This is a genomic window from Ferrimonas gelatinilytica (assembly GCF_039544205.1).
Classification (GTDB): Bacteria; Pseudomonadota; Gammaproteobacteria; order Enterobacterales; family Shewanellaceae; genus Ferrimonas; species Ferrimonas gelatinilytica.
Map to the genome: position 1 here is coordinate 155,668 of NZ_BAABLF010000006.1, position 20,687 is coordinate 176,354.

At 61.2% G+C, this 20,687-nt stretch carries 17 protein-coding genes; 3 read left to right on the plus strand and 14 right to left on the minus strand.

The genetic code is table 11. The annotated features are described in order from the left end of the window. Positions 1-138 precede the first annotated feature (138 nt). Positions 139-1,440, plus strand: coding sequence for an inosine/guanosine kinase (locus ABD997_RS05675; RefSeq protein WP_345316042.1), 1,302 nt, complete (start codon positions 139-141; stop codon positions 1,438-1,440). Positions 1,441-1,543: 103 nt separating this feature from the next. Here the strand turns inward: ABD997_RS05675 and ABD997_RS05680 are convergent, their stop codons facing one another. The 14 genes from ABD997_RS05680 to ABD997_RS05745 all read right to left on the minus strand — a co-directional run bounded on the left by ABD997_RS05680 (position 1,544) and on the right by ABD997_RS05745 (position 18,437). Further along, positions 1,544-2,587, minus strand: a complete 1,044-nt coding sequence (locus tag ABD997_RS05680) for a DUF2955 domain-containing protein (protein ID WP_345316043.1) — start codon at positions 2,585-2,587, stop codon at positions 1,544-1,546. Next, positions 2,577-3,668, minus strand: a complete 1,092-nt coding sequence (locus ABD997_RS05685; RefSeq protein WP_345316044.1) for an HlyD family secretion protein — start codon at positions 3,666-3,668, stop codon at positions 2,577-2,579. Before ABD997_RS05685 ends, ABD997_RS05680 begins: the two co-directional genes overlap by 11 nt. A gap of 91 nt (positions 3,669-3,759) precedes the next feature. Then, positions 3,760-5,118: an amino acid permease gene (locus tag ABD997_RS05690; RefSeq protein WP_345316045.1), complete on the minus strand. Its 1,359-nt coding sequence runs from the start codon at positions 5,116-5,118 to the stop codon at positions 3,760-3,762. 47 nt (positions 5,119-5,165) lie between these two features. Next, on the minus strand, positions 5,166-6,098 hold the full coding sequence (locus tag ABD997_RS05695) for an amino acid ABC transporter substrate-binding protein (RefSeq protein WP_345316046.1): 933 nt from the start codon (positions 6,096-6,098) through the stop codon (positions 5,166-5,168). 12 nt (positions 6,099-6,110) lie between these two features. Then, positions 6,111-7,454 carry a putrescine-ornithine antiporter gene (potE, locus tag ABD997_RS05700; RefSeq protein ID WP_345316047.1) on the minus strand — a complete coding sequence of 448 codons (1,344 nt, stop codon included), beginning with the start codon at positions 7,452-7,454 and terminating at the stop codon, positions 6,111-6,113. 31 nt (positions 7,455-7,485) lie between these two features. Beyond that, positions 7,486-9,795 carry an arginine decarboxylase gene (gene adiA / locus ABD997_RS05705; RefSeq protein WP_345316048.1) on the minus strand — a complete coding sequence of 770 codons (2,310 nt, stop codon included), beginning with the start codon at positions 9,793-9,795 and terminating at the stop codon, positions 7,486-7,488. Positions 9,796-9,822: 27 nt separating this feature from the next. Further along, complete coding sequence (locus tag ABD997_RS05710; protein ID WP_345316049.1) at positions 9,823-11,286, minus strand: alginate export family protein; 1,464 nt, start codon at positions 11,284-11,286, stop codon at positions 9,823-9,825. A gap of 44 nt (positions 11,287-11,330) precedes the next feature. Then, positions 11,331-13,628, minus strand: coding sequence for an Orn/Lys/Arg family decarboxylase (locus tag ABD997_RS05715; protein WP_345316050.1), 2,298 nt, complete (start codon positions 13,626-13,628; stop codon positions 11,331-11,333). Between the two features lie 567 nt (positions 13,629-14,195). After that, positions 14,196-14,693 (minus strand): DUF3299 domain-containing protein, encoded by a 498-nt coding sequence (locus tag ABD997_RS05720; RefSeq protein ID WP_345316051.1) that lies wholly within the window; start codon positions 14,691-14,693, stop codon positions 14,196-14,198. Between the two features lie 10 nt (positions 14,694-14,703). Continuing rightward, positions 14,704-15,954 (minus strand): ABC transporter permease, encoded by a 1,251-nt coding sequence (locus ABD997_RS05725; protein WP_345316052.1) that lies wholly within the window; start codon positions 15,952-15,954, stop codon positions 14,704-14,706. Further along, positions 15,948-16,637 (minus strand): ABC transporter ATP-binding protein, encoded by a 690-nt coding sequence (locus ABD997_RS05730; RefSeq protein WP_345316053.1) that lies wholly within the window; start codon positions 16,635-16,637, stop codon positions 15,948-15,950. Before ABD997_RS05730 ends, ABD997_RS05725 begins: the two co-directional genes overlap by 7 nt. A 10-nt stretch (positions 16,638-16,647) precedes the next feature. Continuing rightward, positions 16,648-17,325, minus strand: a complete 678-nt coding sequence (locus tag ABD997_RS05735) for a ZrgA family zinc uptake protein (RefSeq protein WP_345316054.1) — start codon at positions 17,323-17,325, stop codon at positions 16,648-16,650. A gap of 108 nt (positions 17,326-17,433) precedes the next feature. Then, positions 17,434-17,892, minus strand: a complete 459-nt coding sequence (bcp, locus tag ABD997_RS05740; protein WP_345316055.1) for a thioredoxin-dependent thiol peroxidase — start codon at positions 17,890-17,892, stop codon at positions 17,434-17,436. 14 nt (positions 17,893-17,906) lie between these two features. After that, the gene (locus tag ABD997_RS05745; RefSeq protein ID WP_345316056.1) at positions 17,907-18,437 is read right to left on the minus strand and encodes a glycine cleavage system transcriptional repressor; all 531 of its coding nucleotides are present in this window, start codon (positions 18,435-18,437) and stop codon (positions 17,907-17,909) included. A gap of 168 nt (positions 18,438-18,605) precedes the next feature. Here ABD997_RS05745 and dapA point away from each other — a divergent pair, with 168 nt between their 5' ends. Together dapA and bamC are read left to right on the plus strand one after the other, a co-directional pair. Continuing rightward, positions 18,606-19,484 carry a 4-hydroxy-tetrahydrodipicolinate synthase gene (gene dapA, locus ABD997_RS05750; protein WP_345316057.1) on the plus strand — a complete coding sequence of 293 codons (879 nt, stop codon included), beginning with the start codon at positions 18,606-18,608 and terminating at the stop codon, positions 19,482-19,484. A gap of 9 nt (positions 19,485-19,493) precedes the next feature. After that, positions 19,494-20,576, plus strand: coding sequence for an NlpB/DapX family lipoprotein (gene bamC, locus ABD997_RS05755; protein ID WP_345316058.1), 1,083 nt, complete (start codon positions 19,494-19,496; stop codon positions 20,574-20,576). Positions 20,577-20,687: the final 111 nt, after the last annotated feature.

Sequence of the window (20,687 nt, forward strand, 5' to 3'; positions counted from 1 at the left end):
GCTGGCAAGCGGGATCCGATGTGGTAGAATCCGCCGCCACCACCCAGGAGGCGCCGCCGTCTTCTACCCCCTCGCTGGAGAGGTTGAGGGGCAACTAAACTGCAGGGACAGGCAGATAATGCGGATAGTGATCCCAGCATGAAATTTCCCGGTCAACGCAAGTCCAAACACTATTTCCCTGTGGAATCCCGCGATCCACTCACCAATGAGCTTAACCCCATCATTCAACCCAAAGGGGTTCATGTCACCGGCATCGACCAGACCCTGGTGGACATTGAGGCCCATGTGGATGAGGCGTTTATCGCCCGTCACCAACTGGTGAAGGGGAACTCGATGTTGATCGACGATGAGGCGGCTCACCGCCTCTACCAGGAGCTTTGCGACGGCCGGCTTATCAACGAAGAGCATGCCGGCGGCACCATCGGCAACACCCTGCACAACTACGCGACCCTGGCGGATGACCGCGCCGTGATGTTCGGAGTGATGAGCCGCAACATTCAGATCGGCAGCTACGCCTACCGTTACCTCTGCAATACCTCCAGCCGGGTGGACCTCAACTACCTGCAGCCAGTGGATGGGCCGATCGGTCGCTGTTTCACCCTGATCACCGAGTGTGGAGAGCGTACCTTTGCCATCTCCAAGGGCAGCATGGACAAATTGACCCCCGCCAACATCGACGAGAACGTGGTGAAGAGTGCGTCGGCGCTGGTGCTCACCGCCTACCTGATGCGGGCTGGCGACGATCCCATCTCGGAAGCGGCGATGACGGCGATCCGGTACGCCCATGAGGCCCAGGTGCCGGTGGTACTGACCCTGGGGACCCGTTTCCTGATTGAGCAGGATCCCGAGTGGTGGCAGACGTTTATCCGCGATCATGTGACGGTTCTGGCGATGAACGAGGAGGAGGCGCAGGCGCTGACCGGCGAGAGTGATCCTCTGTTGGCCTGCGACAAGGCGCTGGAGCTTTGCGATCTTATTCTCTGTACCGCGGGCTCCAAGGGGCTCTACACCGCAGGCTGGACCGACGACGAGTTCAAGCGGGAGACGGCTCACCCGCTGCTGCCCGGGGCGATCGGCGAGTTTAACCGGTACGAGTTCTCCCGTCCCATCAGCAAGGCCGAGTGCGACCAGCCCCTGAAGGTGTTCTCCCACATCGCCCCCTTCATGGGCGGGCCGGAAAAGATCAGCAACACCAATGGCGCCGGCGATGGTGCCCTGGCGGCGCTGCTCCATGACATGGCGGCCAACGCCTATCACAAGCTCAACCTGCCCAACTCCAGCAAGCACCGTTACAGCGGCCTTTGCTACTCCTCGTTTGCCCAACTGTGCAAGTACGCCAACCGGGTCAGCTACGAGGTGCTGGCTCAGTACAGTCCGCGCCTTTCCCGGGGATTGCCGGAGCGGGAAGACAGCCTGGAGGAGGCTTACTGGGAGCGCTAATGCCAGGGCCGACGCTACCGCTGGACGCGGAGTGAGTGACAAAAAACACCGCCTCTCGGGGCGGTGTTTTTTTGCCTGGTGCGAGCGCTTTTACCCGGCAGGGTCAGGCGGCACTGGCCGAGCCCTGGGCCGCTAACGGTTTGGGCTTGAGCCAGCCGAGACGGTAAAACAGCCAACCGCCCCACACCATGTAAAGGGTAGCCAGGGTGAGCAGAGCCACGCGGGAAACCATCTTGGATTCGACATTGAAGTCGTTGCTACCAGCGGCGCTGCCCAGGCTGGTACCGAGCAGAACCAGCAGGCAGGTGGTGGCGGAGGCATAGAATCGGGCATGGGGGCTGGTGTACAGCTTTTTTCCCACCCAGATCCCGAGCAGCGCCATCACCGGGAGAAGGAAGGCGATATGGTGGACCGCGGTCAGCAGTTGATGCATCAACAGGGCGGCGACACCACCGGCGATGTTGGCCAGTACCATCAGGGTGCCGTTACTGTGACTCTGCTGCAGGCCGGGGTTGTGGAGGTTGAGGGCTACAATCACCAGCAGCAGTAGGTCCGAGGTTCGATCAAACAGGTACGCAATGAGCACCAGCGGCAGCATCATGCCGGTATACAGCAGTGCGTTGTGTTTCGCCTGGGCATGGTCGATGGGCGGTGCAGGGGGCAGCACCTGGGGCAAGGGAGTGGGTTTCCACCCGTGCAGGGCGATGCAGATCAGGCTGCTCATCAGCACCGATCCCAGCATGCCGAAGGCAAAGTCGATAGCGAGCCGCTGTGAGGTGATCCCCATCAGGGGGATAGCGAGGACCGCAAACAGGCTGATGGCGGACACGGCGAAGTTTTGTCCGGATTCGGCGCGAAAGTAGATCCGTATCAGCAGCAGGCAAAGCAGTATGAGCAACACCGCCGGGGCCGGCTGCAACCATAATGTCAGTGCCAGGCTCACGGCGATATACTGCGCCGCCTTGATGCAGAAGGCCCGGTACAGCGCCAGCGGTGGAGAGAAGCCCGGCGGGCCCAGCAGCACGGTGACCACCACCGGCGTCAGGTACGCCATGGGCCACTCGATGATCCAGGCCAGCGGCGCGGAGATGGCCAGGCCCAGGGCAAAACGCTTGATGCCCCTGGCCTGCTGGGCGTTAATAGACATAGCTGAACAGGCTCATCAGCCGGATCCAGAATTTTGCCAGTGGGGTGATGAGCCAGCCCGCGGGTTCGGTGTAGATCACCACGTCGGTCTGCCCGCCCTCTCTCAGGTAGGGCTCGGCACGTTTATCTTCGATGCGGATCAGGACGGGAAAGCGCTGGGGTTCCCGCAGCCAGCCGACGGTCACCGGGGGGCTGGGCAGAGAGCCGACGTTATCTCCGGTGAAAGTAACGCCGCGGCTGACGGTAATGACGGAGCCATGGAATACCTGACCCGGGGCCGAGTCCAGTACCAGCTCCACCGGATCGCCAGGGCGGATATGGGTCAGGTTGTTTTCCCGCATGTAGCTCTCAATCCAGACCTCCTTGGTGGAGATGAAGGTAAAGAGCGGTTGCCCGGCGGGACTGAACACCCCGATATCGTAACGAAGGTTGCTGATCAGGCCGTCCCGCGGGGCGCGGATCTCGGTATCCTCCAGGTTTCGCTGGGCCTGAGAGAGGGCGGCGAGGGCGCGCTGGATCTGGGGGTTATTGTTACCACTGATCCCCGCGGTTTGCTTGGCGACCTCCAGTGCGGCTGTCGCTCCCCGGACGGCGGCTTCTGCCTGGGCTTCCTGTGCCACGGCGTTGTCCAGCTCGGTTTGAGAGACATAGCCTTGCTCACTGAGGGTGGTCAGGCGGCGGGTATCCACGCGGATCCGCTCCAGATTGGTTTGGGCCTCCACCAGTTGCGCCTGGGCGGCGGCGATGTTGGCGGTGTTGGCCCCGACGGACTGGCCGGCAAGCTCAAGTTCCGCTTCTGCATGGGCCACCGCCAGCTTGTATCGCTCAGGATCGATCTGTGCCAGCAGCTGGCCTCGCTGGACCTCCTGGTTCTCCTTAACCTTCAGCTGCTTCAAACGGCCCGAGACTTCACTGCTCATGGGCTGGACAAAGGCGCGGATGCGGGCGTTATCGGTGGTGGGTGTGAGGCGGTCCATCGCCAGATACCAGGCCAGGATCACCACGCAGACCATGACCAAAGACGTGGTGATCCGCTGAACGGACCGCTCTGCCCGCTGTTTCTCTTGATCGTTGTTGCTCATGAATGGACTTTTATTACGTAACCCAAAGGAGTACCGAGGTGCCGTTCATTGGGCACCTCGGGGTATTTGTCAGGCGGGAGGACGCGCTGTCTCACTCTTCCGGCGGGGAGGGGTCATCGGCCTCCGGAACCCGACAGATCAGCAGCCATACGGGGGTGGCCAGCATCAGCAGAATCAGTGAGTACATACCCGCTTCCGGGCCTGCACCATAGATAGTACCAAGGGAGAAGATAAAAGCGACGCTGCCGAGGAGAATATAGGGTTTGATATTTAATATTTTCGACAGCGGATCCCGTTTTACCCAAAGCACCCCCTCCACCAAGGCACAGAAGACATAGGGGATCATGGCGGCATCGGTGGACAGGTTGACGATGAGGTTATAAAACACCGCCATCGCCTGAGAGCCCGAGGCATCCACCAGCAGCAGTATGCTGGAGAGGGAGACCGATAGGAGAATCCCCTGCACCGGAACCCCGTGCGCGGAGGTGCGGGCAAACAGTGCGGGCATGGCTCCCTGCTGCGCGGCGGCCATCGGTACCTGGGACAACATCAAGGTCCAGCCGTTGAGGGCGCCGAGGGAGGAGATCACCGCGGCGAGCGCGATCACCGTTGAGGCCCAGCCCCCCCACATCACGGCAGCCGCATCCGCAAAGGGGGCGGAGGAGGTCATCAGCACCTCCCGGGGAATAACGCCCATGACCACCGTGGTGCCAAGGATGTAGATGGTCGAGGAGATCAGGGTACCGAGGACGGTGGCGATGGGGATGGTACGCTCCGGGTTCTTAACGTCCCCGGCGGGCACCGTCGCCGACTCCACCCCGAGAAAGGCAAACATGGTTAATGGAGCGGTGGCCGCCAAGGCGCCGAGAATCGGCCGGTCACTGGGATTTAGGACCGCGAAGGTGTCCCAATCTACCCAGAAAAGTCCAAAGAGGCTGATGGCAATAAAGGGTACCAGTTTGGTGTACACGGTGACCGCCTGGAAGATCCCCGCTTCGCGGACGCCACGGATGTTGATCAGGGCGACCAGCCAGATCGCCCCGAGGCCAATGGCCAAATTGATGGCCAGTTGACCCTTGAGGGCAGGGATCAGGATCCCCAGGTAGCCCACCAGGCCGGCGGCCATGGCGGGCAGGGATGCCCAGATGGAGACCCAGTAACCCCATGCAACAAGAAAGCCGGCGAAGCGGCCAAAACCCAGCCGAGTAAAGGCGTAGGGGCCACCGGTCACCGGGGCGATCCGTGCCAGCCGGGCGAACACCAGGCCCAGACAGACGGCCGCCAGCGCCATCACCCCCCAGCCGATGATGGCAACGGTGCCGTAAGGAGCCAGGGCGGCGGGGGCGATGAAAAAGCCGGAGCCAATCATGTTGCCGATCACCAGGGCAGTGCACATGCCCACCCCCAGTGAGCGTTTCCCCGCACTCTGGTCGTCCGATCCTGTCGTCATCGCCTGTCACCTGCCGGTTTTCATCGTTGCGTCCTGTTTCGAACCCCCTATTTCTGCCTCGAGTAGAGCTTGAACAGGAACTTGGAGGACTCACTCGGTGGGCCAAAATAGCGCCCATAAACGCTGTCGAACTCATCGGAGCGGTAAAATTCGCTGAGCACTGTGTCCACCACCAGACGGAACTCATCGTCATTTCTGGGCAGGGCCAGGGCGATGGGTTCAATGGTGAAGTAGCGGTCAATAAGCATCAAATCGCCACCATTAGGCGATTTTTGCAGCAGATTGTCGACGATGACCCGGTCGCCGAAGTAAGCGTCCGCCTTCCCCTCGGCGATCAACTTGATCCCATCGGCATGGGTGTCGACCTCGACCACCTCGACGATGACGCCACGCTGGCTGATCTGGTTTAGCAACCAGGAACGGGTAACCGTGCCGGCGTGAACCGCGTAGGTATGGTCCGCCAAGCCGCGGTTGATGCTGGCCCGCCAGGTGGGCCCGGTATGGGCCACCTCCCCGTTGAGGACGCGGATCAACGTTGGGTCGGCACTCTTGCTGACCAGCGCCCCAACCCCACCGTTGAAGATGGGAATCGAGAAGCTCACCGCTTCACGCCGGGAGAGGGTATCGGTGGAGGCCCCGCAAAGCAGGTCCAGCTCACCATCCGCTACCGCCTGGAGTCCCTGTTGCAGGGAGAAGGGACGAAACTCGGCGGTCACCTGGCCCAAGCCAGACCGCCCCTTGACCGCATCGACCACCTTTTGGCAGAGCTCGATGGAGTAGCCTTCGGGCTGACCGGCGCTGGTCTTCTCACTAAAGGGGGCTTCGTCGGTGACGTAGCCGAGGGTCAGTTTGCCGGTGCGGGCGGCGTCACTCAGCGTGTCCGCCTGGGCGGTTCCAAGGGTGAACAGGGCCAGCAGTGCGGCCGCGGTCCAGCGTCCCCAGTGTGATTTGGGCAACTTGCAGATAAACCTGTCAGTCATAACTCGCTCCTGTTATTCCTTGTTGGTGACGGCAGCACCCGGTTGGGCACCCTGAGTTTCAAAGCGGTGGGCGATGAAGCCATAGAGGACGTAGGACAGCATCATCACCATCATGCCACCGAAGGCCGCTTCGAGGCCGGAAGCATAGAGGGCGTACGCGCTGTAGATGATGGCAACCAGGGTCACGATGACGTTACGGGAGTAGATCCCCGATTCCACCTCGGCCTTGGTCATGACCACCATCAGCGCTGACAGCGCGGTGATGTAGGGCACGATGTTGGTGACGGCCGCCAGGTCCACCAGCTTGCCAAACTGCTGCGAGGCATCTGGCGACATGGTGCTGAACGCCATCAAGGTTTGCAGAACCCCAGCGATGATCATCCCGGCAATGGGCGCACCCGCCTTATTGACCTTGGAGAAGATCTTCGGGAACAGGTTGTCATCGGCGGTGTACTTCGAGGTTTGGCTCAGTGTGAACTGCCAGCCGAGCAGCGAACCGACACAGGCCATCACCGCCAGCACCAGGATGATGTTACCCACTGTGGGGTTGAACATCTGGGCGTAGACGAAGGCGAAGGGGGCACTGGAGTTGGCCAGTTCGGCATTGGGCACGATACCCTGGATCACCGTGGTGGAGAGGATGTAGACCACCGCCGCACCGAGGGTGCCGAAGAGGCAGGCCAGGGGCACGTTCTTCTGCGGATCTTCTACCGCGTCAGAGTTCTGTGCGGCGGACTCCATGCCAAGAAACGCCCACAAGGTCAGCGGAATACTCTGAGCGATGGCGTCACTCATGGCCATGTTGTTGGGGTTCCAGGCGGCTTCGAAGGTGGCGGCATCGAACCAGAACCAGCCGATGATGCTGAGGCCGGCGACCGGCACGATCACACCCCATACCGTAATGGCGCCCAGTTTACCGGTGACATTCGGGCCCCCGAAGTTGGCCACTGTGGTAATCCAGATCAGCGAGACCACCCCCACAAACAGCGGCACCGCGCCGGTGCCAAGCCAGGGGAAAAAGGGTGTCATGTAACCGACCGCGGAGATCGCAATCGCCACGTTACCCACCGCGAGGGAGAGGTAGTAGAGGAAGGACGCCATGAAGAAGCTTGATCGGCCATGGGCCTCCTCCGAGTAGGCTGACATCCCGCCGGAGCGGGGACATAGCACCCCGAGCTGGGCGAATCCGTAGGCGATCGCCATGGAACCGATGGCGGTGACGATCCAGGACAGCAGGGAGATCGCGCCCAGTTGCGCCATGCTCGAGGGGAGCATGATAATCCCGGAGCCCATCATGTTGACCGCCACCAGAGTGGTGAGGCCCATAAGGGTCATTTTCTTGCTTGAACTAGCCATTAAAGACTCCTTACCCGTTTCGCTAACTGTGTTAGGCCTTCAGACAAAGCACGCTGTAGACCCCATCTTCGATCTCGGCGCCTTCCACTTCGTGCTCAAAACCCGGGAACTGCTCATCCCAAAGGCTCAGCTTGATCAGATAGTCGATCTGAGGGCTGTCGCTTTTGGCAAACTTTTCGCCGGAGATCATCATCGGGATCCCCGGGGGATAGGGCATCACGGCGTTCGCCGCGATGCGCCCATAGAGCTTGGGTGCCGGCACCAGTTCGACCCGGCCCTTGGCCAGCTGCTGGAAGGCGGCTCGCGGGGTCATTGTCGGCTCAGGAATGGTGGAGTAGGCGGCGTTCAGCGCGGCTCCGGGATCGTGCTTCTTGAGGAAGGCAAACATCTCGTCACCAAGATCCTTAAGCCCCAGGTGACCGTATCGCTCCGGGTTGCTTTGAACCAGCTCCGGCAGCACTTGGCTCAGTGGCGCATTGCTGTCGTAGAAGCGCTTGAAGGAGAGCAGCACATTGATCAGGGTGGCCCACTTGCCCTTGGTGGTCCCCATGCTGAACAGGAACATCACCTGAAAATCGGTGGTGCGGGTCGGTACGATACCGAAGCGGCCGGCGTAGGCGGTAAAGAGCTCCGCCGGGACGCCGTTCTCCTCAAGGGTGCCATCGTCGCCCATGCCCGGTGTTAAAAGGCTGACCTTTATCGGGTCTAGCATCACCCAGTTGGTTTCCAGGTCGTCGAAACCGTGCCAGGTATCCTCCGGGTGCAGGCGCCAGCAGTCCTGCTCGCTCACGAGAAGGTCGGTCGGTGCGTCCTGAAAGTCGTAGACCTGACCCGAGCGGGGGTCTTTGACCTTCTCGGCATTCCAGGGTTTGAAGAACCAGTCACCGGCACTCTGGTGGCGCTTGTAGATCTTCGCGACCGCCTGGCGGAAGCTGACCGCCTCCTTGATGGAGTCAGTGGTTAGCATGGTGCCGCCGTCACCGTCCATCATGGCGCTGGCGATGTCGTTGGAAGCGACGATGGCATACAGCGGTGAGGTGGTCGCGTGCATCATGTAGGACTGGTTGAACTGGTCGTGGGGGATGGCGTCACGACCATGGCGGATGTGGATATAGGAGGCCTGGGAGAGCGCCGTCAGCAGCTTGTGGGTGGAGTGGGTGGCAAACACCGTTGGCCCCTTGGGATCGTGCTCGGCGGGATCACCACGCATGGCGAAGTGATCGGCGTACACAGGGTTGAAGCGCGCATAGCCATACCAGGCTTCATCCAAGTGGACACGGGGGCTGCTTTGTCCGAGCAGAGACTCCGCCATGACCGCGTTATAGCAGAGGCCGTCGTAGGTGCAGCTGGTCAGCACCGCATAGACGGGATCCGCGTTTTTCACGTTTTTGGTCAGGGGACTGCTGGCGATCTTTTTCTTGATGCTCTCGGGACTCATGTCGCTGGCGGGGACCGGGCCGATGATGCCGTAGCGGTTTCGCGTGGGGACCATGTAGACAGGCAGGGCGCCGGTGAGCATCAGTCCCTGCTCAATCGACTTGTGGCAGTTTCGGTCGCAGATCGCCACCTCGCCATCGATCATGCAGGCCTGCATGATGGTTCGGTTGGACTCCGAGGTCCCGCCGACGACGTTGTAGGACTGGTGGGCACCGAACACCCGGGCGGCGTAAGCCTCACTCTCAGCCACCGGGCCGGTGTGATCCAGCAAAGAGCCTAGCTGGCCCCGCTCGATCCCCATGTCGGTGCGAAACAGGTTTTCCCCGTAAAAGTCGAAGAAGGCTCTGCCCACCGGCAGCTTGGTAAAGGCGATACCCCCTTGGTGGCCCGGGGCCGACCAGGACTGCTCCTTGAGCATCGAGTACTTGGCCAGGGCGGCGGAGAAGGGCGGCAGCAACTGGGCGCGATAACGTGCCACGGCGGCTAGCAGTCGACCGGCGATAAAGTCGGCGGTGTCCTCCAGCATCCAGACGAACTCCTCCACCTTGGACATCACCTCTTCGGTGATGTGGCGGGCCTGCTCGCTGTTGGTGGCCATCAGGAACACCGGGATATTTCGGTGGCGTTGGTTGAGCTCGTTCAGCAGACGCTCGGCGGGACGGAGCCCCTCTGCCTCGCCGCTTTTTAGCTCCCAGCTCAGCAGGACGCCGTGGATGGAGGCATCGGAGACAATCACAGCCATGCCGTCATCGAAGCTCTGTGCAGTAACCACCACCACATCCCGGGCCGAGAGTTCCTCCACCAATGCCTGGGTGTTTCTTCCGAAGGTGCTGTCCAGCTTGGCCAGCCCTTCATCGATCACCAGCACTTTGCTCTTGATGGGTTGATAACCTGTCTTGATCATATCTTCTGCTCCCGAGGGGTTCGTTTCTCAGTATTCGAACTGTGCGTACAGCATGGTGTAGAACCAGCCGTCATCGCCGCCGGTGTACTGCTTCGCCCCTTCGTTGGGGTTGGTGTAGGCAAACACCGCACTGAAGCTGAGGTTGTCGTTGGTCAGCCAGTCGATGGCGAGGTTGAATTCGTCGGCAAAGTTGTCGTTGGTCACACCGAAGCTTTGTGGCTCATCCACCATGAAGTTGAAGTAGAGCAGGTTGAGCATCAGGGTATCGGTGGGGGCGAGGTTGAGGCGGACCATGTGGGAGTTAAGATTGGAGTTAGCCAGCACGTACTCCCCGAGGATCTCCCCCTGGTACCAGGTGCCCCAGTCGTTGAAGCCGTAATAGAGGGGGTCGAAGTCTTCGACGATCTCAGTGTTGGGGTCATCCCCCTCGAACGCGGCGTAGCGGTAACTTAGGCTGGGCGTCCAGGCGGCATTGTCCCAACTGTATCCGGCGGAGAGGTACCAGCCGTTGGCTTCGAGCAGGTTGCTGTTTTCCTCGTAAACATACTCACCTTCGATGGTGAAGCTGTTCATATACTCGACATCACTGAACGCCTCAAAGGGCTTGAAGACGAAGCGGATATCGTAGACGTCCATACCATCGCGCAGGGCATCGTCGGCACTGAGGTTGTAGTAGCCGCCGCCGATGGATCCACCCCGTTTGAAGTTGTAATCCAGGGTGATGCCCGAGACCTCATTTCTGGCGTCAGAACTGTCATCTGCCTCGAAGTAGATGAGGTCGCCCTGGAAACCGCCGACGGTAAAGCGCACCAGGGCGCTGAAGTCGGCGGCATGGCGCTCACCGATCCAGTAGGCGCCACGGTCACCACCGTTGCTTGATTGGCTGTAAAACAGGAAACCGGTGCCGGCGGCGTAACTCTGGCGGCCGACGGAGATGTCGAGGAAGTTCTCATCGATGTCGGCAAACAGTGAGCCGGAGCGCCAACCGATGTAGGCATCCTCGACCCGCATATCGGACCCTGTGTTGTCGGAATCCAGGTTGGAACCGCCCGCGTCCAGGCCCGAGGAGGTGGCGCCGACGCCACTGAGTCGACCATAAAATTCGCTGCCGCCGTTAAAGACGAACTTGGTTTCCAGTCCCGGATGTACCACCCACTCCCACCAACCGGAGGAGCGGCCGCCGAGGTTCTCCTCGGAGCGACCATACCAGGAGTTGTTCTGGCCGAAGTAACCGGTTATTGCTTTCAGGGTCCCGGTGAAAAAGCTGCCCTCGTCGTTTTTCCAGATAGAGAGCGCGCCACCGGAGTCCTCCTCCTTGCGCTCGGAAGGCGTGTGGATGGGGTTGGGATCCACGATATGGTGACTGAGATACTCCGCGGCCGCGTCCGGATCCAGTTTGGACTCCTCTGCCAGCGTCACCGGAGAGAGCAGAACGGCAACAATGGATGCCAGCGCCGTCAGGCGAGGGATAGACTTGGGATCTGTGTTCATGGTTTCTCCTCGTGATCCAATCTGGGTAGAAGGGACGCGGTGCGCTATTTCGCCTTCAAACAGTAGACAACGTACTCCGGCCTGCCCTTGGCGTCGGTCTCGATCTCCACCCCGTGGGTGTCGTGCTCGAACCCGGGGAACCGGGTGTCGAACGCCTGAAGCGCCAGCAGGTAATCGACGATTGCCTGGCTCTCCTTGGTGACCTTCTCACCGGGCATCATCAGCGGGATCCCGGGCGGGTAGGGCACCACCTGAACCGCCACGACGCGGCCAGCCATCTTGGAGACCGGGATCTCTTCAATGTTGCCCCGCACCAGTTCTGCGTAGGTCTCCCTGGGGTTGTGAACGATGGTGGGGAGCTTGGTGAACGCGGCATCCATGTGGGTCAGCATGCCGGTGTCAATCATCGCCTGATGCATCTCATCGGCCAGGTCTTTCAACCCCAGCGACTGATAGCGTTTGGGATGGCTGGCGACCAGATCCGGCATCACGTCAGAGAGCGGATGGTTGGTGTCGTAAAGATGCTTGAACTCCATCAGCCCGGCGACCAAAGAGCCCCACTTGCCCTTGGTGGTACCGACGGAGAAGAGCAGCAGGAAGGAGTAGGGTTCTGTCTTCTCCACCACGATGCCCCGGCTGGAGAGGAAGGAGGAGATCAAGGGACCGGGGATCCCGCTGGACTCGAGATTGCCATCCTGGTCCATACCCGGTGACAGCACGGTCACCTTGATGGGGTCCAGCATGCAGTAATCGTCACCGAGATCGCCGAAACCGTGCCACTTATCGCCGGGCTTGAGCACCCAGGCGCTGCTGTCCTTGGTCAGCGTCTCCGGCTCCACAGCATGAAACGGCTGGCCGTGAACATGGTCCGGCTGCCAGACATCGAACCACCAGTCTTCGCTGTTGCGCGCCAGCACCTCCTGCTTCAGTCGCGCCATGCTCTGGCGGAAGGTGACCGCTTCCTGGATGCTCTCATCGGTGAGGTAGCCGCCGGAGTCGGCCATCATCTTGGCGGAGACGTCGGTGGAGGCGATGATGCTGTACTGCGGCGAGGTGGAGGTGTGCATCATGAAGGCTTCGTTAAACAGCGCCGGTTTGACGGGCACTTTGCCGGAGCGGATATGGATCATGGATGCCTGGGAGAGGGCTGCCAGAAGCTTGTGAGTGGAGTGGGTGACCGTGATGGTGGCGTCATCGGGGTGGCGCTCCCCCTGGTGCATGCCGTAGCGCCCCTCATAGATCGGATTGAAGCGGGCGTAGGCATACCAGGCTTCGTCGTAGTGGATCCGGGGTACGGAATCACTGAGCAGCCGGGTGGTGGTTTCCACGTTGTAGCAGAGGCCGTCGTAGGTGGAGTTGGTGAGCACGGCCAGGACAGGTTTGGCGCTCTTCTCCACCAGCGGGCTGTCGGCGATCTTCTGCTTGATCATCTTTGGGGTCAGCTCAGAGGCGGGTACCGGGCCGATCACGCCTCGGGCGTTGCGCCGGGGGATCAGGTAGACCGGCATCGCCCCGGACATGTTGAGCGCGTAGTTAAGGGACTTGTGGCAGTTGCGATCCACCATTACGGCGTCGTTATCGGTGACGGCGGAGTGCAGGATAATCTCGTTACTTGCGGAGCTTCCGCCGACGGAGAAGAAGGTGTAGTCGGCACCGAACACCCGGGCGGCATGGGCTTCCGCTTCTGCGACGGGGCCGGAGTGGTCATTGAGAGAACCCAACTCGCCCACGGATACCGACAGGTCGGAGCGAAGCATCTGTTCGCCGTAGAAGTTGAGGAAGGTGCGTCCGACGGCGGTCTTCATAAAGGCGGTGCCACCGGTGTGGCCCGGGGTGTGCCAGGAGTACTCATGGGTGTCGGCGAAGTTCACCATGGCCCCGAAAAAGGGGGGCAGTATGCTGTCCAGGTAACGTTTGGCGGCGGCCTGTATGCGACCGGCAATGAACTTGGGGCTGTCTTCCGGCAGCCAGATTGCCCCGTCGATCCGCTCGGCGAAGGCGAGGGGGATACGAGCGCCACCGCTGTTTTTCGAGGCGGAGAGCAGTACGGGTAACCCTTCACAGCGATCCTGGATCAGCGCGATCAGCGCCAGGGCGCGGTCCTGATCCCCCTGGCATAGTCCCCAGCCGATCACGACGCAGCTGTAGGCGGGCTCCGAGCTGATGGCGATTTCGCCATCATTCAGAGTGCGGCACACCACCAGGTGGATATCGTTTTCCTCCAAAGCATCCTTGATTGCCTTAGCACTGCGCTCGATGGCGGTGTTCTCCTCGGTATCGGCGATGATCAACACGGGGAAGGTACGTGCAAGGGCAGGAGGGAGAGGACTGAACGTCGACATGCATGACTCCTTACAACAAAAATACAGTCAGAAAGATTGCGTCGCTACGAGGGGGGGGGCTTAGCGAGACTGTTGGAAGTTATAGTTGAACATGGTTATTTGTGCTGAAAAATGGCACCAATCCGGGTGGGCGTTTTGTGGTGGTGCTGCAAAGGAAGTGAGCTCAATGGAAGAGGCCCGGTCAGGGCCGTGAGGGCGTTGCGTTGCAGCGTCAAGCGTTGGCACTGCGGGAACAGGAGGGCTCGCGTTCGGCGCTTTGGGGACGGAGGTAAAGCAGTTCGCTAAATAACGGTTCCGAATTGCACTGCATCTTACTTTTCGGGAAGGCAACTGGGTGCAGTGAGTCGCAAAGCTTTTAGGGATTAGTTCCTAGTTCCTAAGAGCGGAAGCAAAGCCCAAGGCTGACACAAAAGGGAACCTGGTTAGCATCAGCCCTGTCGAGGAAGGGTAGGGGCCGAGCGTTTCAGAGGGAAAAGCAGAGGCAAGGTGTATAGAGCAAGGCGGGCCCAGGTGTGGATACCTGGGCCCGCTTTAGCGAGTGGTGACGCTCACCAAGGTGGCGAGGTGTTACCCCTCGTCGTAGGGGTTGGCCAGGGTCGCTTCCATGGAGTAACCGGCGGAGAACTCCTCGATGGCGTAGCTGTTGGTGCTCAGCTTGCCGGTCACCCAGACAGCATCCCAGATGATGTCGATGGGCAACCCCTGCTCGTACTTGACGTAGATGAGCTGGTTGGTGGGCGGCGGGGGCACATGCACACAGGCTCCGAAGTAGGGCACCAGCAGAAACTCGGTCACGTGGGTTTCATCCCCCTCCAGGGGCACGATAAAACCCGGCAGCTTGATGGTCTGCCCGTCGAGCTCCGCCACCACCTGCCCCTGGGGTTGAACCCAACTGGCAGGGCCGCTTTCGTCGGCGAAGGGATCGCCCCCGTGGGGGTTGACGTTGGGCAGGGCTTGCTGTTCATCGGCGGGACGGAGATCCTCCCATTGGAGGACCTTGATCTCCGCCATCGCCACGGAGGGTAGCAGCAGGGCGGCGGTCAGCAGGGCGTAAAACCACTTCATCTTAATTCCTTTACAGTCGTTGGGTCAGGCCATCGGCCAGGGTGTGGCGATAGGCGCGCCAGGCAGGCAAAACGCCCGCCAGGGATCCGGTCAATTGGACACCAAGCATCATCCAGGCCACGGTGCCGGTGGGCAGCGATGGCGTCAGCACGAGACCGTATTGTGCCAGCGCCAGGGGGGCCAAGGCCAGGATCACGCCCTGGGCGAGCAGGTAGCCGAGCAGGGTCCCGAACAGTGCCAGCAGCGCCGCCTCCGCCCAGAGCAACATGAAGACGTGTCGAGGTCCTGCCCCCATCGCCCTCAGGATCGCCATCTCCCGGCGCCGTTCACCGAGGCTGGCCAGCAGGGTGGTCAGCATGCCGGTGAGGCCCACCGCTACCACGAAGGCGGAAACGATCGCCAGGGCTTTCTCCGCCTGTCCCAACAGGGCCCAAAGCTCCGCCAGCGCCATGCCCGGCAGCACCGCCGAGAGGGGCTCACTGCGCTCGGTATTGATCGCCCGCTGGACATTAAGCAGCTGAAACTTGCTTTTCAGGCCGACCAGGAAGGCGGTAATGGTCTTGGGGGTCAGGTCATACTGGTTGATTTCGTCGGCGTTGACGCCGTGAACCCTGGCGCCTCCTTGCCAGCCTGCGTGGATCGCCTCGATCGCCTCGAGGGAAACGTGCAGGCTGCGATCCACCGGGGTGCCCGTGGGCGAGAGGATCCCCACCACGGTGAAGGGCATCTCATCGTGATGGACGAAGCTGGTTGATCCACCGGCGCCGTGGGAGAGGGTCAGGGCATCTCCCAGCTGGTAGCCCAGGGTGCGGGCCACTTCGGCCCCCAGCACCACCTCGAACAGGTCATCGAACGGGTCGCCCTGGGCGAAATGCAGCGACTGGCGCTGGCCGAACTGGTAGTGGCGGAAGTAGTCCAGGTTGGTGCCGATCACCCGGTAACCACGGTGCGAATCCCCCAGCGCCAGGGGAATGGTCCAGTCGATGCCCCGGGTCTGGGCCAGGCGTTGATAGGTGTCGTAGCCGATGTTGTTGGTAGCATTGCCCAGGCGGAACACCGAGTAGAGCAGCAGGTTGAGATTACCGCTGCGCGCGCCCACCACCAGGTCGGTACCGGAGAGGGTGTTGGCGAAGCTTTGTTTGGCCTGGGTGCGAACCAGCTCCACGCCGATAAAGAGCGCCACTGCCAGGGCGATCACCGTCAGCGTCAGGCAGACGCTGGTGAGACGGTTGCGCATGCTCTGTAGCATCAGGTTCAGCATGGCAGCACCTCCGAGCCGCTATCGTGAAGCTGCAGTTGGTACTGGCGCTCCACCACCCGGGCCAGGGCCGGGTCATGGCTGACCAGCAGCAGGGCCGATCCGGTTTGGTGACACTGCTTGGCCAGCAGATCCATGAAGTGATCCCGGGCGCTGGGATCCAGCGCCGAGGTGGGTTCATCCGCCAGGATCAGGGCCGGGGCGCCGATCAGTGCCCGGGCCACCGCCACCCGCTGCTGCTGGCCGACGGAGAGGGCGGTCACCGGCCGATCCAGGATCCCGGCGTCCAGCTCCATGGCATCCAGCAGCCTTCGTACCTCGATTTCGGGCTCCACCACCTTGGCCCGTCGTCCGGGGGCAAACTTGAGTGGCAGCAGGATGTTTTGTCGCACGCTGAGGTAGGGGAGCAGGTTGAACTGTTGGAACACGATCCCCATGGTTTCCGCCCGCAGCCGGTCACGCTTGCCGGCGCTTAGGGTGGTCAGTGCTTCACCGGCCAGGGTGAGGCTGCCCGAGTCCGGTTTGAGCACGCCGCTGATAAGGTTAAGTAGGGTGGACTTGCCGCTGCCAGAGCTGCCTCTAAGCATCGCGCGCTCGCCGGCGGCCAGGGTCAGTGCCGGTACTGAGAGGGTGCGTTCGCTGCCGGGCCAGCGATAGCTGAGCTGGCGAAGGGTGAGCAGTGACATGGTTACACCCTCACCACTGGATACCGGGTTGTGAGGCATCAAGCTGGGCGCCGCCACTGCCGCTTTGTGTCAGTCGTTGCAGGTGCAGTTGATGGATGCTGGGGTAGTGGTCGAACAGGGTCAGATCCAGGCTGTGCAGCAATCCTGCATCGGCACAGTCCCAGCGCCAGTGTGCAGCAAGGCTCATATGGTCGGATGCGGCATCGCCATCGGCGTCCGGCTCCAGCCCCGCCGGCGGCTGGATCTCCACCTGGCTTGGTTCACACTGCGCATCATCGCTCAGGCTAAAGAAGCGGTGGCCGGCGCTCAGCTGCTTCAGCACCCGGCGGATCTGCTCCCGCTCCTCGTCGTTGGCCGGCGCACGCTCAAACCCCCAAAGCGCATCAGTATCGATCTCCAGGCTCAATTGCACTTCGTTATCCTGCTGCATCAGGGTCAGGGTGCCGACACCGTGCTGGTGGGCGCCATGCTGGTGCATATCCCCATGTTGATGCACCGTGGGCTCGTGTGCCTCTCCATGGCGGTGATGATGATCCCCCTGCGCACTGTGTTCAGCGGACGACTGTCTGGAGCTGGCCTCCTCCTGAACGTGGGAGTGGGCCCCCTCGGAGGTCGGGTGGTCATGCTCGTGGGGATGGCAGGCGGTGAGGGCTAAAGCAGCAAGGGTCAGGACAGCGGGGGACTTCACGGTCAAACTCCGGTTTTTGGATCAATGGATTGCAGTTATAACGGGGCAGAAACACGGCGTAAAGCCCGCCAAGCGCCAGGGATGCAAAAGGCGGGCCGGGTCACAGCATCAAAGCAGGTCGAGGACCACCTGGTGATGATCCTTGGTCTTGAACTTGTTGATGAAGTGTTCGACGGTGCCATCCGGACCGATAAGGAAACTGAGGCGATGGATGCCGTCATACTCGCGGCCCATGAACTTCTTCAGTCCCCAGACGCCGAAAGCATCGGCGACCGCATGGTCTTCATCGCTGAGCAGGTCAAAGTTAAGCGCGTCTCGCTCGGCAAACTTGGCCAGGCGCTTGACCGGATCTGGACTGATCCCGAGTACCACCACCCCCTTCTCCTTTAGGGCCTCCTGGCTGTCGCGCAGGTTCTGAGCCTGGACGGTACAGCCTGGGGTCATCGCCTTGGGGTAGAAGTAAACCAGCACCCGCTGGCCGGCAAAATCGGACAGGCGTACGGTCTCGCCATTCTGGTTCTGCAGGGCAAAGTCCGGCGCTTTGGCGCCTGGTTGCAGGGTGTTCATAGATTCTCCTTAAGTTACTGATTTTCCATTCGTCGGATGGTGCAGCGCAGTGACATGGTTTGGGCCAGGGCCTGAAGCTGATGCTCAAGCTGATCCAGGTCTACCTCGGCGGTGGCGTTGATCCTCACCTCCACCTGCTGCAACCCGCTGTTGCCCTCGCCCTTATGGGCGTGGGAGCTGAAGCCCGCCAGGTCCAGTCCCTGGTCTGCGATAAACTGGGTGATCTGGCGCATGGTGCCGCGCTTGTCTTCGCCTTCAAACTCGATCACCAGTCTTGCGGTCACATCCGGGGCATGGTGCGCACTGGTGCGTTTGCAGATGGTCATCAACTCCAGGGCGGCGGCGGCTTCCGGCAGCTCGTTCTCCAGCCGAGCCACGGCGGCGTAATCCCCGCCCACCAGCATGATGAGGGAAAACTCCTCACCGAAGATGGCAACGCGACTGTCGATAATGTCACAGTCGCAGGTGGCGGTCAGCTTGGCCAGTTCATTGACAATACCCGGACGGTCAGTGCCCATGGCGGTGACCGCCAAAAACTGTTTCATAGCGCTCTCTTTTGCATTGGTTCTTGGGTCTGTAGCCGCGCTCTGGTCGGCGCGAAATGCTTCCCGGTTCGGCCGCTATGCTAGCACAGGGCGGCGGGGATGTTTGCCTCCTTGTCATCCCCCATCCCCGCCATTACCATAGCTTCCTCAGTAGGTAAGGAATTCATCATGTTTCGCGGAAGTATTGTGGCGTTGGTAACGCCGATGCACCAGGACGGTCAGATCGATTTTTCGACCCTGGCCGACCTGGTGGAGTTTCATATTGAACAGGGCACCGACGGCATTGTTGCTGTGGGTACCACTGGCGAGTCCGCGACCCTGGGGGTCCCGGAACATATCGCCGCCGTGGGGGCCGTGGTCAAGGCGGTGGCCGGTCGTATCCCGGTGATCGCCGGCAGTGGCGCCAACTCCACCGCCGAGGCGATCGAGCTCACGCGGGCGATGGATGCGCTTGGCGTTGACGGCATGTTGACCGTGGCCCCCTACTACAACAAACCCAGCCAGAACGGCCTGGTCGCCCACTTCAAGGCGATTGCCGCGGCGACCGATAAGCCCCAGCTGCTCTACAACGTGCCGGGCCGTACCGTTTGCGATATCAGCAACGAGACGGTGGCGGAACTGAGCAAGGTGGACAACATCGTCGGTCTCAAGGACGCCACCGGCGATCTCTCCCGGGTGACGCCCCTGCGTCAGGCCTGTGGCGAAGAGTTTCTTCTTCTCTCCGGTGACGATCCGACCGCCATGGCGTTCATGCTGGCCGGTGGGGATGGTGTCATCTCGGTCACAAACAACGTCCGGCCCGCGGAGTTTAAGGCGCTGTGCAGCGCTGCGCTGGCCGGTGATATCGCCACTGCGCGACGCCTGGATGCGCAGTTGTTGCCGCTCTATTCGGCGCTGTTCGTGGAAGCCAATCCGATCCCGGTGAAGTGGGCGATGGAGGAACTGGGGATCACCCGGGAAACCCATTTCCGCCTGCCACTGACCGAGCCGTCGGAACACAGTAAAACGATTGTGCGCGCCGCCATTGAGGCGACGCAGCCTGTTTGAGGGAAGTAGATGAAACGGAGTGTAGTGGCACTGGCGGTGCTGGCGTTAGCGGGATGTAGCACCCCGCTTGAACGTCGCCAGGCTGGCGGCGGTTTTGATTACCTGGAACAGAACTCGGGTAACCCCCTGGTGGTACCGGCGGGATTGGAAACCCCTCGAACCAGCAGAGAATTTGATATCCCGGCGCTGGGTGACCAGGCGGATCCTGAGTTGGTCGGTCCACGACTGGACGTGCGTCCGCCCCTTCAGGTGCTGCCGCTGGCCCCGGGAACCCGGATCCAGGACGGAACGGATACCGTTACCATCCTGATCGAGAGCAACGATGATGATGTGGCCCTGGCCGACGAGATCCAGCAGACCCTGCTGGGGTTCCTGGGGCAGCGTGGCATCGGTGTCGCTGACGCCAACGGCGGCGTGATCACCACCGACTGGATCGAGCAGACCGAAGTGGTAGAGCGCTCCTGGTGGCGCGACAAGGAGTACCAGCTTCGTCAGCGCTACCGCTTCGATACTGTGGTCAAGGATCATGGCCGCACCGGCTCCATCGAGATCACCCTGCTGGATCACGAAGAGCGTCTGGATGGCGTGGATGAAGATATCGTCCTGACCGATGCGGATCGTCGTCGCTATGCCATCGACATGCTCAACAGCGCCATCGCCTACATGGCGGAAGATCGTCAGGCCCGTGAGGCTGCTGACCAGATCGCCAACGGGCGTGGTTTCAATACCGAGCTGGGGCTGGATCCCGAGGACAATGCTGCCTTTATCGCCGATGGTGGGTTCGACGAGATCTGGACCCGCATGGGCAAAGTGTTGCCGGCCCTCGGTTTCGAGGTCCGGGACCTGGATAAGACCCTGGCGACCTACTATGTCGAATACGATTCCAGCGGTGGTTTCTGGTCTTCACTCTGGAGTGACAGCGAGCGCCTCGACCTGGAGGAGGGCAGCTACCAGGTGCGCCTTTTTGAGATGGGCGAGCGAACCGCCATCACCCTGATGGACAGCGATGCCGAACCCCTCTCTACGGAGCAGGTCACCGAGATCTACCAGATCGTCGAGCAGGCGATGGGCAAGGAGATGAGCGAGTTGTAACCCTCCTCACCATGCTAAAAAAGGGCGGCCCTCGGGCCGCCCTTTTTTCATACTTTGCCGGCCCGGAAGGGCAAAGATACGTCCTTGGATGCGGCAAAGGTTAACCGTTTG